This is a genomic window from Thermoanaerobaculia bacterium, from assembly GCA_035260525.1.
Taxonomy (GTDB): Bacteria; Acidobacteriota; Thermoanaerobaculia; order UBA5066; family DATFVB01; genus DATFVB01.
The window spans coordinates 1-13,898 of the sequence record DATFVB010000040.1 but is presented as its reverse complement, the minus strand read 5'-3'; the positions used below and the strand labels follow the sequence as shown (position 1 = coordinate 13,898).

Below are 13,898 nucleotides of genomic sequence, written 5' to 3'. Positions count from 1 at the left end.
CTCCCGCGGTTTCGAAGATCTGTCCGTGGATCGTCAGCCCGTCCGGAGCCTCGAAGACGACCTTCCGGGGGACCACGAGCCGGTCCACGGGGAAATCGGCGGGGACTTCCTGCGGCGCGAGAAGCCGCGGCGCGCCTCCCCCGATCGGGATCACGGCGGGCTGCGGCGGGGCTTTCGGGCCCGCGGCAACGAAGACGACGCTCGAGCCGTCTCCCGTGACCGCCGGCATCCACTCGAGGCCCGCGCCCGACGTCATGGGGACGGGGCCCGCCGAATCGACCGGCACCCGGAAGAGATGACGGCGGTCGTCGTCGTCGGCATCCGCGCCGGTGTTGGCGACATAGACGACCTGACGCCGGTCGGGAGTGAGCGCGATCGCGTCCACCATGAACTTCCCGGGCGTGAGGAGCATCGGCGCGCCGCCGCTCTCGCGTACGGAGTAGAGGTGTGGCCATCCGTCGATCTCGGAGAGGAAGACGAGGCGATCGCCCGCCGCCCAGTCGAGGCTCGGGCCGGCATCGGTTTCGGGAACGGAGCCTTCGAGCGTCTCGGGCGAAGACCAGACGGCATGCGCTTTCCCGGTCGCGGCATCGGCCGTCCGGATGCTCCACGGATGCGGATCCTCCTCGAAGAGCTTCTCGGGCGGGCCCCCCGCTCCCGGCTCGCGGACGAACGCGATGCGGGACCCGTCGGGCGACCAGACCGGGTTCGAGTCGCGCGAGATCGAGGGATCGACGAACCGGATCGGCTCTCTTTCCGACGCGAAGATCCCGATGAGGCTGTGGTCGCCGCGGTCGGAGACGAACGCGAGGCGCCGGCCGTCCGGGGACCAGACCAGCGAACCCGTTTCGCCGCGGCAAAAGAAGAGAGGCGCGGCTTCCTTCTTCCCGTCGAAAGGAACCGACCACGCCTGGTGGTCCTTGAGGAACGCCACGCGTTCGCCGTCGGGGGAGATCGCCGGCGCGTCGCCTTCGGCGAGCTTCCTCGCCTTCCCCTTCTCGAAATCGGCGCCGAAGATCGCGATCGCCGGCTTCTCCGTGCCGAGCGCCGGGTTCGGCTCGATGCCGCCGGGCGAGGGCCAGTTCGCGTCGTGGTCGCCTCCCCGCGTCCAGACGAGACGCCGGCCGTCGCGCGAGAACTGCAGATTCGTCAGCTCCTGCCCGTCGTCGGCGTCGTCGTCCGTCAGACGGCGCGGCTTCCATGACGGCCCTTCGGCCGCCCACACGTTGCGCACCCCGCGCCGGTTCTCGATCCACGCGACGCGCTCTCCCGAACGGCTCGCCCTGATCGCCAGCGGATACGGGTAGCTCAGCGCCTGCTCGAGCGTGAAGGAGGCGGACGGCGGCGCCGCCGGCGCTTGCGCGTTCGCCAAGCCGGCACCCGCCCATGCCACGATCCCGGCCAGACCCGCCCGGACGGTTCTCTTCATCGCGCTCCTCTCCCCACGAATCGGGCGCCAGCATACCGCCGCCCGCCCGGGCCGGGGGGCGGTCGGCCGGGCGCACGATTCATGAATCAGAGAACAGGGCTCTGCACGAGAAGGCGGACGCTGAGCGCCGAAGAGGTGACGGGCTCTCGGCGGGCGTCGGCTCGAGCCCGTTCCGTACGCTATGATCCCTTCCACGAGGTAGCGATGAACCGACGACGTTACGGGTCGATCCCGATCCTGGCAGCCATCGCGGCGCTGGTCCCGCTCCGGACGTCCGCTCAGCCGGCACCGCCGCCCGTGCTCACCAAGGCCTTCTCGCCCACGACGATCTCCCCGGGCGGGACGACCGTCCTCACCTTCACCCTGTCGAACGGCGCGGGAAATCCCGCCGAGTCGAACGTCGGATTCACCGACACGCTTCCCTCTGGCCTCGTCATCGCCGACAACACCGTCGGGGGGACGTGCGCCAACGCGGCCGCGGCAACTCTCACGACGGCCGGCGGCAATACGATCACCGTCACCAGCCTCCAGGTCCCCGCCGGGGAGGCGACGTGCACGGTGACCGTCAACGTCACGAATGCCGAGAACCATTTCAACGCCGCCTGCGCCGCCAACCCCGCGGGCTTCACCAACGCCGCGGCAAACGTGACGGCGTCGAACGTCGAGAACTCGATCCAGCCGAGCTGCGTCGTGGTCACGCCGCCCGTTTCCCCGTCCGTGCCGGCGCTCTCCGGGCCGACCCTCGGTCTCCTCGGCGCGGCCCTCGCGGCCGCGGCCCTCTGGTCGATGCGACGCTGAGCTCGCGGCCATTGCCCGGGCGGGGGGAGCGATCGGCCCGGCATTCACAGCCGGGCGAGAATCTTCGAGGCGGGTGTCGCCGTTCGTCCCGCGCATACTGTTTTCGCTGCCCTCACCACCCGATGCCGTAATCTTCTCCGTGGTTGCTCGATCCGCCCCACATCGTGCCGTGCTCGAGATCGAACAGGATCGCGTTGATCGGGCCCGAGGTCCTCTCCTCGAAGACCATCGAGTAGCCCATCTTCGCGAGCTCGCTCCGTACCCACGGCGGTGTGGCGGCGTTCAACAGGATCTTTCCCGGAATCGCCTCGTGGTTGCCGAACGAGCTGTGCATCTGGAAGCTGTTGAAGTTGGCCGCCTCGGTCGCCTCCTGCGGCGTCATCCCGAACTCGACCACGTTCAGGAAGAACTGGAGCAGATTCTGGTCCTGCGAGTCGCCCCCCTGCACCGAGAAGCAGAGATAGGGTTTGCCGCCCTTCAACGCCAGGGTCGGTGTCAGCGTGACGCGCGGTCGCTTGCCCGGCTCGACCACGTTGAACGGACACTCGGCCGGATCGAGCACGAATGACTGCATTCGCTGGCTCAGGCCGATCCCGGTGCGCCCGGCGATCACCGCGGGAAGCCACCCGCCGCTCGGCGTCACCGAAACGACCCATCCCTCCGAGTCCGCGGCCTCGACCGACGTCGTCCCCGCGGTGAACGTCTCGCGGAAGCGCGCGAAATCCGCCGGAGAAAGCGACGCATCGAGCAGACGGTTTCCCCTCCCCGGTCTCCCGTTCTCCGCCGCCTTCCACTTCGAGAGCAGATCCCGATACGGGTTCGTGCCCCCCTGGAACGGATAGGGATCGCCCGGCGTGATCCGCGGGTTGCTGCGCTCGGGGACGATTTCCTTCGCCCGCTCCTTCGCGTACGCCTTGGAAAGGAGTCCCCGGACGGGCTCCTCGGGCGGGAAATACGGGTCGCCGTAGTAGAAGTCGCGATCCGCGAACGCGAGGCTCATCGCCTGGTAGACCGTGTTGACGTAGCGCGAGGTGTTGTAGCCCATCGATTTGAGATCGAAGTTCTCGAGGATGTCGAGGGCCTGCAGCATCGCGGGACCCTGGGTCCATGCCGTCAGCTTGTAGACGTCGATTCCCCGGTAGCGGGTCGTGACCGGCTCTTCGACCTTCACTTTCCAGCGGGCGAGGTCCTCGGCCGTGATCAACCCGCCCTGCTCCTGCGTGCTCCGCGCGATCTCCTTCGCGATGTCGCCCTTGTAGAACCGGTCATAAGCGGCATAGATCGCTTCCTTGCGGGTTCTCCCTTTCTTCAGCGCCTCCTGCTCGGTCGCGACGAGCTTTCGGAGCGTCGCGGCCAGATCGGGCTGACGGAAGATCTCGCCCGGCTCGGGGCCTTCGCGCTCTTCCGTCGCGGCATTCGCCGCCGGGCGGTCCTGCGCGGGAGTCGGACCGCCCGCGCTCTTCCCGGCGGCGGCCGGCCCGCCGACGGCCTCCCCTCCTTTGGAGTGCATCAGGAAGAGCGCGCGCGAGTACGGCCACTGCTCCAGCCGCTTCTTCTCGTGCTCGATCGTGTTCGCCGCCTGCGCCTCGATCGGATAGCCGTCCGCCATGTCGATCGCGGGCGCGAGCACCTCCTTGAGCGACATCGTGCCGTACTCGGCCAGCATGACCAGAATTCCTCCCGGCGTCCCGGGCGTGACGGCGGCGAGCGGGCCGAACTCCGGCGGATAGTTCATCCCCCTGCCCTTGAAGAACTCAGGAGTCGCGCCCGTCGGCGCGACACCCAGCGCGTCGATGCCGACGACCTTCTTCGTCTTCGGGTTATAGATGAGCGCCTGCGTCTCGCCGCCCCAGCTCAGGGTGTCCCACATTGTGCAGCCGGCCGCGATCATCGCGGCCGCGGCATCCACGGCGTTGCCGCCCTTGGCGAAGATCATCGCCCCGGCCGTCGCGGAAAGCGGCTTTCCCGTGATCGCCATCCAGCGTTTCGCGTGGAGCGGCGGCTTCTCGGTTCGCATCTGCGCGAACAGCGGGAAGGGGGCGCAGAGCAGGAGCACGGCGGCGACTCGTCGGATCATCGGGACCTCCGTCGAAAGAGTCTATTCCGGTCGCGCCGGAGACGAGACCGGGCCCTGTCCGGCCAAAGCCTTCGGCTCGTCATCAAGAAATGGGCCCACCGGGAGGGCCCGCGGCGCAATGTCCGTCGAGGTCGACCGAAAGGGGGGGATAATTGCTCCCTCGGGGCCTGGCATTCGCCACGCTTCGATCTTTCCGAACGTCGATCGAGGAGGACAACATGAGGATTGCTGCGGGAATGGCCGCCCTGGTCTTCTTCGCGGTGGGCTGCGCATCGAGCGGCCCGCCGGTCAGCAACGCCGAGATTGCGCAGGCGGAGGCCGACATTCGCGCCGCCGAAAACGCCACGGCGACCGTGCATGCGCGCGACCTGCTCGACCGCGCGCGCGGCGACTTCGCCGCCGCCCAGCGCGAGTGGCACGAGCGTCGCTGGGACGAAGCCCGGCGGCACATCGCGGAGACCCGCGCGGCCGCGAGCGCGGCCGAATCCAAGGCCCGCGACGCCGCCGTCGAGCAGCAGGTGCAGGACCTGAGCCGCCAGTCCGACGACATCGAGCGGCGCACGCGCGAGATCGCGCCGCCGCCTCAACCGTGAGGAATGCCATGAAGAACATCAAAAGGAATGCCGGATTCGCTCTTCTCGCCGCGGGGTTGATCTTCGCGGCCGCCTGCGCCACGACGCGTCCCGAAGCGCCCGCGCTGCGCGACGCGCGTCTGGCCCTTCAGGACGCCCGCGACGCGGGCGCTCCGGAGCTCGCCGCGGAAACCTTCAACCGGGCATCCAACGATCTTTCCGCCGCCCAGCGCGAATGGAACGCGGGTCACGAGAGCATCGCGATGCACTACGCGCAGATCGCCGACAGCGAGGCGCGCGATGCCGAGTATCGCGCCCGCGGCGCCCGGGCCGAGCAGGCCCTCGCCGCGCAGAAGACCCGCCATGACCGGCTCGAGGCCGAGCTCCATGCCGCCCAGGAGCGGGCGATCGCCGCCCGCGCCCGGTCGGAAGCCGAACGACAGCGGCTCGAAGCCGAGATGCGCGCCCGCGAAGAGCAGGCCCGTCTCCAGGCGGAGATGCAGGCCCGCGAAGCGCAACAGCGCGCCGCCGAGGATCGGGAGAAGGCTCTCCAGGCCCAGCTCGAAGCCGAGCGCCAACGGTCGGCCCAACAGCAGCGCCAGGCGCAGATCGACGACCTGAAAATGCAGCTCGATCAGCAGACGAAGGCCGCGGAGGTCGCCCGCCAGGCCGCCGCCGAGCAGAGCGCCAAGCTCGAGGAAGCGCGCCGCCAGGAAGAGGAACGGCGGCGGGCGGCGGAGGAAGCCGCGCAGAAGCAGCTCCAGGCGCAAAACGACCTCGTGCTGCGCCTGCAGCAGCTCGAAAAATCGACGCGCGTCGAGCCCCGCGGGATCGTCGTCACGCTGCCGGGAAGCATCTATTTCGCAACCAACCGCTCCGATCTCCAACCGGGGGTCAGCGCGCGCCTTGCCGACATCGGCAAGACCCTGGCCTCCGCTCCGGACCGGCACATCGTCGTCGAGGGCCACACCGATTCGACGGGCCGGGCGGAGTACAACCTGAAGCTCTCGCAGCTGCGGGCGGAATCCGTCAAGGCCGTGCTCCTCGCCAATGGGGTCGATCCGGGCCGGATCGAGACCCAGGGCTACGGCGCGACGAAGCCCGTGGCCGACAACAAGACGCCGTCGGGGCGCAGCCAGAACCGCCGGGTGGAGATCATCGTCCAGGGAGGTCCGGCGCCGGCGCCGGCACCGGAAGCCCACTGATTCGGTAAGGCGCCGCTTGTAAAGGGTCCGGCCGCCGGCGGCCGGACCTCATCCGGCGCCGCCGATTCGGGGAATCGCTCCCCTCAGCCCGCCAGACCGAACCGGGTTCGCATCTCGCGCCGGCCGAGGGGCGTCACCGTGAGCGCCCGGCTGTCGAGATCCCGGGTCACCCATTTTCGGCGGAGCGCGGCGGAAAGCAGCGCCGCGCCGAGCGCGCCGCCCACGTGCGGCCGCCGCTCGCTCCAGTCGAGACAGGGGAAGGCGAACCGGCGGCGGAGCGTCCGGCTCGTTGCGACGTCGACACCGAGGGCTTCGAGCGCCCTCGTCCCTTCCGCCGTCAGGTCGTAGTCGCCGGCCGCCGGCCCCGAGAGGAGCCAGCGCATGGCCATCATCCGGTCGTGCAGCGAGACCCCCAGAGCGCCCGCCAGGTGGTCGTAGCACGTGCGCGCCGCCGTGAGGCGGGTGGGGGTGCTCGGCGTCCACGGCTTTCGGGCGTCGCCGGCCGCGACCAGCAGCGCCTCGACGGCGGCGGCGACGGCGGGTCCGGCCAGCCGGTAGTACCGGTGCTTTCCCTGGGCCGCCACGGCGACGAGCCTGCGCTCGAGCAGCCGGGCGAGATGAACGCTGGCGGTCGAGGGACTCACGCCGGCTGCGACGGCGAGCTCGGTGCTGGTCCGCGCGTGGCCGTCGAGCAGGAGACAGAGCATCCGGGCGCGAGCGGGCTCGGCGATCGCGGCCGCGATCCGGCAAACGGCCGTCTCCGCCGGCTCGACATTCACGATTTGATGGTAAACGAAGCATGACGGTCTCGGCAAGCGGATACTGCGGGCGCATGGCGGAAACCGATCGGCGGCGGTTCCTCGGGATCTCGGGCGTGCTCGGCGCAATCGTCGCCGGCCGTTCCCGTCTCTCCCGGGCGCTGCCGCTCCGGGCTTCCGGCGAAAGGAGCCGTTCCGTGACGATCGTCTGCTTCATCCGGTACGTGATCGATCCGTTCCAAAGGGACGCCTTCCGCGAGTACGCGGAGAACTGGGGGCGAATCATCCCCCGCTGCGGCGGGCATCTGGTCGGCTACTTCCTTCCCCACGAGGGAACCAACGACGTCGCGTGGGGGTTGGTCGCGTTCGACTCCCTCGCCTCGTACGAGGCGTACCGGGCGCGCCTCCGGAGCGACGCCGAATCGCGCGAGAACTTCGCCCGCGCGCAGGCGAATCGCTTCATCCTTCGCGAGGAGCGGACGTTCGTCGAAGTCGTTCCCGGGACGTTCGGCATCGCGCCGGTCCCGGCCGACGGCGACGCCTGACCCGCCGGGGCCGGCGGTTCGCCGCGGGGATTCTCGCGAGCGGAGCGATTCTCGCCGCCGCCGGCCCGAGAAACCCGCGCCGTTCGTGTTCGCCCCCGCGCGCGGCCCCGGGCCGTTTCCCGTCGCCGTCTGGCTGCACGGCTACCGCGGCTACTCGGCGAAAGGCTACTTTCCCGGGGCGACCGCCGCACAGATGCAGGGGCGCGCCGACAGCCTCGGCGCGGTGATCGCGGGATTCCCCGCGACCGTCGAGCTCGGCGACGGTACGCAGCGATGGTCGGAAGATCCGGACACGGATCACGCGTACGTCCAGGCGGAGTTGAGAAAGGTCGCGAAAGCCGTGAACGATCAGGAGCAGGCGGATCGCGTCAACGGTAGCGCCCGGAGCTGCCGGTCGTGGATCCGCGAGAGCAGCAGCAGCGACGTGACCGCGCCCGTCAGACTGCAGAACATGTCCCACTGGGTGTCCCAGTTGTCGCCTTGAGTCGCGAGGAATTCTCTCGCCGCGCCGTGCATCGCCTCCGCGGCGGCCCACTCCAGGAGCTCGTAGGCCGCTGCTCCGGCGAGGCAGCCGGCCACGACGAAGAAAAACAGCCAGCCGCGGCTCGTCACGTTCGTCTTTCGGCGGACCAGCTCGCGCCCGAGGATCGCGGGCGTGAATCCGCCCACGAAGTGCACGAGCCGGTCGAAGTGGTTGCGCCGGAAATCCAGAATCCTCTTCAGCGCGAGGCCCGACGGAACGAGCGAGTACGTGTAGTGGCTTCCGACCAGGAGCAGCGCGGCGAAGAGGAACGTCAGGCGGTAGGAAAGCGGGGTGAAAGGGAAGCGCCGGTAGGTCGCGATCAGGATGGGAAGGCCGACGAGGAGCGGAGCGGCTTCGAGCAGCCATATCACCCGATTGTTGGGCGACCAGCCGGACGCCACGAGACCGATGAGGACCAGAGCGAGCAGAACCAACGGCTCGCGCCGGCCCCGGGAGGCGCTGACCTCCGCAGGCTCCCGGCCGGGGAGCCTGCTCGATCCGTTCACGAGAACAGAGTATGCACCAATCGGTGACGGCTTCTCGGGGGCGTATAATCTCCCGAGAACGGCAGAAAGTTGATTTTGCCTGGTGCGATGCCCCTCGGCCCGGTCGGCAGGTGTTTCCATCGTCGAACCCTGCGTGATGAGGCAATGGGCGTGAAACATCCGTCGATTTCGATCGCCGACCGGAATGTCACGGCGATCGTCGCTCTCGACCAATGAAAGCCTCGGTTCGAAAGTCCGGCGACGTGTCGGTCATCGACCTGGAGGGACGCCTCGTGGCCGGCGATAACGCCCTTCGCGCCGCGATTGACGACCTGCTCGCCGACGGCAAGCGGAAGATCCTGGTGAGCCTCGTCGGTCTAACAGCGATCGACAGCTCGGGAGTCGGCGATCTCGTCGCGAGCAAGAAGGTCGCGGAAGGCGTCGGCGCGAAGCTCAAGCTCCTGATCGCCGAGGGAAAGGTGCGTAACGTTCTGGACGCGATGCTCCTTCTTCCAATCTTCGATAGCTTCGACGACGAAGCGGGCGCGGTCGCATCGTTCCAGACCGACGGTCCCCCGAAATAATCTCCGCACCGATGGCCGGTCGAGCCGGCCGGTGACCGCCCGCAGCCTATAATCGTCCGGTGATTTCCGAGGAGGAACGCTCATGAGAGCTCGACGCGGATTCTCGTCTCGTGCGGCAATCGCCGTGACGAAAGGTGTTTTCGCCGCCGCCGTCGTCGTGGCCGCGCTGGCCCTCCCGGCCTCTTCTTCGGCGCAGGGGGCGCCGGCCGCCGGCGGCGCGGACAAGGACGCTCTCATCGCGCCCGAGGCGCTTGCGGGGATCGTCCGGTCGAGTGCGAAGAAGCCGGTCATTTTCCAGGTCGGGTTTCGCGTGCTCTACGAGCAGGCCCACATTCCGCAGTCCCGGTACGTCGGACCGGGCTCGAAAGAGGAGGGTCTCGCGGAGCTTCGCCGCGCGGCCTCTCCGCTTCCCCGCGACACCGCCATCGTTCTCTACTGCGGATGCTGTCCGTGGGTCCGCTGCCCCAACGTGCAGCCGGCTTACAAGGCGCTTCTCGGCCTCGGTTTTACGAACGTGAAGCTCCTCTTCATCGAGAAGAATTTTGGCGCGGATTGGGTGGCGAAGGGCTATCCGGTGGAAAAGGGTGCGCCCGCGGGCGACTAGCCTCGCCCTTCCCGCGATCGCCGGGATCCTCCTGGCGCTCGCGTTACCGGCACGGGGCCGCGCGGAGGAAGGCAGGCCAGCCCCGCCGTTTTCCTTGACGGACATCGAGGGCCGAAAGCTCGATCTCGCAACCTATCGCGGGAAGGTCGTCCTCCTCGACTTCTGGGCGACCTGGTGCGCTCCCTGCCGCGACGTGATCCCCCGCTTCGTCGCCTGGCAGAAGCGATACGGGCCGCGGGGCCTTCAGGTCATCGGCATTTCGCTCGACGACTCGGCCGCGCCCGTTGTCCGCTTTGCCCGGGAATTTCACCTCAATTATCCCGTGGCCGTGGGAAACGCCCGGCTCGCCGAGCGGTACGGAGGAATCCTGGGCCTGCCGGTTGCATTCGTCATTGACCGCGCAGGACGGATTTATTCACGCCACGACGGCGGCACGGACCCCTCCGCGATCCGACGGGACATCGAGCGGCTCCTCGGCGTCGCGCGGCCAGACTGAGCTTCCCTTCTTGGGGTCAGGACTTTATTATACATTATGATCGCCGTTGCGCCTCGATCTGCCGCAGGCGCCGGGCGAGTCGCAGGCGACGGCCGCCGTCGATCTCCGCCACGATGTTACCGACCCTCGACGTGCGCGCCCCGAAGGTTTTTCGCCAGCGGATCGAGCGAGCGGCAGGCCGCGCGAAGCTGATCGCCCGTCAACCGATCCAACTGGGCGAGACGAGCGACTTCGGGCTCGAACCCGGAGATTTCCGCGGCGTGCGCATCCATCCACGCGACGATCCCCCTCAGTACGCGCTCGTTGGCCTTCCCGTGAGCGCTCGAACCTCCGACCGGCGACAGGATCGATCCGAGCGAACCCTTCGGTCCCGGCGCGAATTGCACCTCGGAGAGCTTGGCGCGAAATTCCAGCTCCTCGCTGTCATGGATCCCCATGGCTTTGTCGATGGCGTGACGCCCCTCGTGCGCCCAGATCGAAGAGGCGTCGGTGTCGAGTCGGACGGTTCGAAGGAATTCGTCGCGCAGCGCGTCGCCGGTTAGCTTCCGCTTCTCGAGCCTCTGCTTCAGGGCTTCCGCGTATTCGTCGGCGAGCCGCAGCGCGAGACCGCGCAGCGCGGCGACTTCGTCGCCCTTGACCCGCTCGCGATCCCGGAGGGACTCCGCCCGGATCTCGTCCTGCGCAAGGGCCTTCGCCTCGGGATCCGTCAACTGTCGCCAGAGCCGCAGCGGGCCTTCGACGTACATGGGGCGGACCTGATAGACGACGCCGTTTCCCACCCATCCGCCGGTTCCGTGCCGCCCGTGGGTGACCCAGGTCGCGTATCCGCCGGCGATCATCCCGTCCAGCTGGATGAATCGAAGCATCGCCTTGCGGCCATACTGCTCGACCTCGCGGGTTTCGTCGGCAACGCGATGGCCATAGAGAATATCGGGTATTCCTTCGGTGTCGCCGACGGTTACGACGGCGCCGAAGCGCTCGTCCAGCTCGCGCCGGACCGCCTCCAGCGAGAACGCGGCATCTTTCGGCGGGGGCGACAGAGCTTTCCAGAGCGCGAGTCCTTCCGCGCCGAGCGCCGGATGGAACTCTTTCGCGTCGTCGACGCCGCTCGCGACCATTCGGAAATGTTCGCCGGCGATGGCATGAACACGGCGAGTGAACGCCGCGTATCGCAGCACGTCGAGGACGGGGGCGTCGTCCTTCGCCACGAGCGGGGCGCAAGGATTGCGGAGAACGAGCTCGGCCTCGTCGAAGAGCTTCGCTCTCGCCAGCGCCAGCCCCGTTGCCCTCGGGTCGTGGACGTCCGCCGGAACGAGCGACGGAAGCTCAGCGTCGTACCATCCCCAAGCCTTCCGCGCGCTCTTTTCGTCCCCCGCGAGGAGAGAAGCGTCGAGAAGCAGGCGGGACCTTTCGAGCGTGAGGCCGCTCCCCTCGATGGCCGCGGACAGGCTCGCGACCGCCTCCCCGAGGCTTTGCCGGTCGGCCGGGCAGCGTCCGGCAAGACGGTGGGAGCGCGCCTCCTCGACGGTCGCGGCGCCCAACCGGGTGAGCGCCTCGTCCCGATCGGACGCTTTCTTCGCCGCGGTTGTGGCGTCCCGGGCGGCCTTCCGAGCCGCTCCGAAGTCCCGGGTCAGCTCCGTTTCGAGCCGGGAACGCTCCGCGAGCGCCGCCGAAGCCTCCGGGCCCTTCGCGAGCCCGCCCAGGAGCGAGCACGCGGCCGGAGCGTCGTGAAACACGTACCAGTCGAGCCGCGCCGCCCGAAGGATCGCCTGATCGCGTCGTTTCGGGTCCGGGTCCGATCGGGACGCCTCGAGGAAGAGATCGCGCGGCTTTCGTTGATCCGCCTCCATCGAGGCGTTGTCCGCGGCGTCGAACGGAGCGCCCGCAGGCGGAGCGGGGCTCGCGGCGAGGAGAAGGAGGATCACAAGATGGTTCATGGGGCGAGCCTACGTGGGGGCGCGCCTTCCGCTCTTGAAAGCTCCTAGCGGAATGGAACCGGATTGGCGGATCGGATCGTCGAAGGGATCCCTGCCCTTCTCCCCACGCCGCCGACGTCGCGCCGCCGAACGTCGCGCCGATAGGCGGCGGGAGTCGTTCCCGTGAGGCGATGGAACGTCCGCGTGAAGTGGCTCTGATCCGCGAAGCCGGTTTCGCCCGCGACCTCGGCGAGCGGCCGGGCGGAACGGAGGAGCGTCTTCGAATGTTCGACTCTCCGCAGACGGATCATCTCGCCGAGCGTCATCCCGTAATGCCGCCTGAAGGCGCGGGCGACGTGGGTCGGGTGCACGCACGCCGACGCGGCGAGACCGCTCAAGGTCATCGGCTCGCGGAACCGCGCCTCGACCTCCTCGCGAACGCGACGAAGCCACGACGGCGGCCGGCGGCGATCGTCGGAACACCGCTCGCTCCAAGCGTCGGACTCGAGCATCAAGGCGTTCACGATGCGGCTCGAAAACACGTCCGGCTCGGCGAATTCCGCCCGGAGCTTCGCGGCGATCGACGCGCCCGCCGGATTGGCGATGACGGCGCTCTTCGAGAAATTGCCGCCGTAGAGATTGAGGCACGACGTCGGGACTCGGGCGAACCTGTCGCAGTGCCGTTCCCCGGGGCCGTGAATCACGATGTTCGACGCGGCGCACTCCCGTTCGACCGACCCGGAGCGCTCCCGATAGCGGCCGCGCAATACCACGGTCGCGTAGGGCTCTTGGTGCCGATGGAAAGGGATCACGGTTTCCGGCTCGTATCGCGTCAGGACGAGCGTCCACGAACCCATCTGGCGCCGGCCGACCTCGCGCCCATGGAACTCCCGCTTTTCGTTGGCGTTCATGCTCGATAGTACGTCGGGAAAAGGAGGAAGTTCGCCGGCGTGGCGATCGGGAGCAAGAAAAAGGCCGGGACGTTCATCCCGGCCACTTTGAGTTTGGTTGCGGGGGCACAGTACGGTGCAGGTCAAACTATGGTGGGGTCAGATCCGTGTTATGCATTAGGCAACGTTCTCCTAAGGAGCGTGGACCGGGAGTGTCAGTGCGACAAATCCCTGGCCCAGGAGGGTGCGGGCCGCACCGTCTCCAATTCCAGCACGCCCGCTGCATTCCCGGGCGGCACACCGTCCTCTTCACGATCGTTGGAGCGGCCGACAAACAACGTCACGCGCCTCCCAATTGGATATCTCGTGCAATCAGGACCAGCAAAAAGAGCAAAATAGGACGCCACCCAGGGCTCAGTCTTCCACTCGCCTGACACCACGTTGCCCGTCGCCTTCGCTCCATCACTATATAAATGTTTTAGGCGGTCTGTTGTAAACTGAAGTACCACACCATCCGAATTGGTCAGAATGTCCTTGATCGTCCTCTCCCAAGCCGTTCGCGGAGTCAGCGACGGGTTCTGTGCGAGAACTTGGCGCCAATGCCCGACTGCAGCCGGAATATTGGAAATCGGGCTATTACAAGCTGTGACCTTCCCATCGATCAAAGTTCCGACTATTTGACGCCCTGGTCGGCTCACGGTCCAGGAGATTACTACGACACCTATCGCCGCACACACAAAGATTCCCTCGCGCACTACTGGGCCCATTCGGCGTCGGTTCAGGAACCACCCGAGACCCAGACCTACGGCGAATGACACTGGTCCGGTAACAAAGATTCCAAGTAGCGGGCCCTGTGCCATCGAATATCGTAACGGTCCTATGTACCCCGTCGCAAAGCCCATGACGCCAAGAATTACGGCGCGGGACAATGGCGATATGACCTTGGACGTTCGTTGCCGCCCCCTGTTCCTGTCGTGCGGTGGGGTCAGATCCATGTTATGCATTAGGCGTGGAGG

The 13,898-nt window shown here is 67.9% G+C and carries 13 protein-coding genes; 7 read left to right on the top strand and 6 right to left on the bottom strand.

What is annotated here, in order from left to right:
- On the bottom strand, window positions 1-1,429 hold a 1,429-nt coding region (locus tag VKH46_01785), incomplete at its 3' end, for a DPP IV N-terminal domain-containing protein (GenBank protein ID HKB69544.1).
- A gap of 204 nt (window positions 1,430-1,633) precedes the next feature.
- Between VKH46_01785 and VKH46_01780 the strand changes: the two genes are divergently transcribed.
- Window positions 1,634-2,227 (top strand): hypothetical protein, encoded by a 594-nt coding sequence (locus VKH46_01780; GenBank protein ID HKB69543.1) that lies wholly within the window; start codon window positions 1,634-1,636, stop codon window positions 2,225-2,227.
- Window positions 2,228-2,339: 112 nt separating this feature from the next.
- Here the strand turns inward: VKH46_01780 and VKH46_01775 are convergent, their stop codons facing one another.
- Complete coding sequence (locus VKH46_01775) at window positions 2,340-4,244, bottom strand: gamma-glutamyltransferase (protein HKB69542.1); 1,905 nt, start codon at window positions 4,242-4,244, stop codon at window positions 2,340-2,342.
- Window positions 4,245-4,540: 296 nt separating this feature from the next.
- On the opposite strand from VKH46_01775, the gene VKH46_01770 reads away from it, so the two are divergent.
- Both VKH46_01770 and VKH46_01765 read left to right on the top strand, forming a co-directional pair.
- Window positions 4,541-4,897 carry a DUF4398 domain-containing protein gene (locus VKH46_01770; protein HKB69541.1) on the top strand — a complete coding sequence of 119 codons (357 nt, stop codon included), beginning with the start codon at window positions 4,541-4,543 and terminating at the stop codon, window positions 4,895-4,897.
- A gap of 8 nt (window positions 4,898-4,905) precedes the next feature.
- Window positions 4,906-6,081 carry an OmpA family protein gene (locus VKH46_01765; protein HKB69540.1) on the top strand — a complete coding sequence of 392 codons (1,176 nt, stop codon included), beginning with the start codon at window positions 4,906-4,908 and terminating at the stop codon, window positions 6,079-6,081.
- Between the two features lie 83 nt (window positions 6,082-6,164).
- Here the strand turns inward: VKH46_01765 and VKH46_01760 are convergent, their stop codons facing one another.
- Window positions 6,165-6,860, bottom strand: coding sequence for a helix-turn-helix domain-containing protein (locus tag VKH46_01760; GenBank protein HKB69539.1), 696 nt, complete (start codon window positions 6,858-6,860; stop codon window positions 6,165-6,167).
- Between the two features lie 176 nt (window positions 6,861-7,036).
- Here VKH46_01760 and VKH46_01755 point away from each other — a divergent pair, with 176 nt between their 5' ends.
- Window positions 7,037-7,384, top strand: a complete 348-nt coding sequence (locus VKH46_01755; protein HKB69538.1) for an NIPSNAP family protein — start codon at window positions 7,037-7,039, stop codon at window positions 7,382-7,384.
- 348 nt (window positions 7,385-7,732) lie between these two features.
- On the opposite strand, the gene VKH46_01750 is transcribed toward VKH46_01755, so the two are convergent.
- Window positions 7,733-8,413, bottom strand: coding sequence for a DUF2238 domain-containing protein (locus VKH46_01750; GenBank protein ID HKB69537.1), 681 nt, complete (start codon window positions 8,411-8,413; stop codon window positions 7,733-7,735).
- Between the two features lie 212 nt (window positions 8,414-8,625).
- On the opposite strand from VKH46_01750, the gene VKH46_01745 reads away from it, so the two are divergent.
- The 3 genes from VKH46_01745 (at window position 8,626) to VKH46_01735 (ending at window position 10,076) form a co-directional block, all read left to right on the top strand.
- Entirely contained in the window at window positions 8,626-8,976 is a 351-nt protein-coding gene (locus VKH46_01745) for an STAS domain-containing protein (protein HKB69536.1), read from the top strand.
- 82 nt (window positions 8,977-9,058) lie between these two features.
- A complete protein-coding gene (locus VKH46_01740; GenBank protein ID HKB69535.1) occupies window positions 9,059-9,580 on the top strand; it encodes a rhodanese-like domain-containing protein in 522 nt (173 codons plus the stop codon).
- A complete protein-coding gene (locus VKH46_01735) occupies window positions 9,561-10,076 on the top strand; it encodes a TlpA disulfide reductase family protein (GenBank protein HKB69534.1) in 516 nt (171 codons plus the stop codon). Before VKH46_01740 ends, VKH46_01735 begins: the two co-directional genes overlap by 20 nt.
- Window positions 10,077-10,192: 116 nt before the next feature.
- Here the strand turns inward: VKH46_01735 and VKH46_01730 are convergent, their stop codons facing one another.
- Entirely contained in the window at window positions 10,193-12,013 is a 1,821-nt protein-coding gene (locus VKH46_01730) for a hypothetical protein (protein HKB69533.1), read from the bottom strand.
- 44 nt (window positions 12,014-12,057) lie between these two features.
- Complete coding sequence (locus VKH46_01725) at window positions 12,058-12,903, bottom strand: AraC family transcriptional regulator (protein HKB69532.1); 846 nt, start codon at window positions 12,901-12,903, stop codon at window positions 12,058-12,060.
- Between the last annotated feature and the right edge of the window lie 995 nt (window positions 12,904-13,898).

Bases quoted from the DNA above. Each gene is read 5' to 3' on its own strand.
- VKH46_01730 (HKB69533.1), bottom strand. From the start codon at position 12,013: ATGAACCATCTTGTGATCCTCCTTCTCCTCGCCGCGAGCCCCGCTCCG.
- VKH46_01780 (HKB69543.1), top strand. From the start codon at position 1,634: ATGAACCGACGACGTTACGGGTCGATCCCGATCCTGGCAGCCATCGCG.
- VKH46_01740 (HKB69535.1), top strand. From the start codon at position 9,059: ATGAGAGCTCGACGCGGATTCTCGTCTCGTGCGGCAATCGCCGTGACG.
- VKH46_01765 (HKB69540.1), top strand. From the start codon at position 4,906: ATGAAGAACATCAAAAGGAATGCCGGATTCGCTCTTCTCGCCGCGGGG.
- VKH46_01725 (HKB69532.1), bottom strand. From the start codon at position 12,903: ATGAACGCCAACGAAAAGCGGGAGTTCCATGGGCGCGAGGTCGGCCGG.
- VKH46_01745 (HKB69536.1), top strand. From the start codon at position 8,626: ATGAAAGCCTCGGTTCGAAAGTCCGGCGACGTGTCGGTCATCGACCTG.
- VKH46_01775 (HKB69542.1), bottom strand. From the start codon at position 4,244: ATGCGAACCGAGAAGCCGCCGCTCCACGCGAAACGCTGGATGGCGATC.
- VKH46_01770 (HKB69541.1), top strand. From the start codon at position 4,541: ATGGCCGCCCTGGTCTTCTTCGCGGTGGGCTGCGCATCGAGCGGCCCG.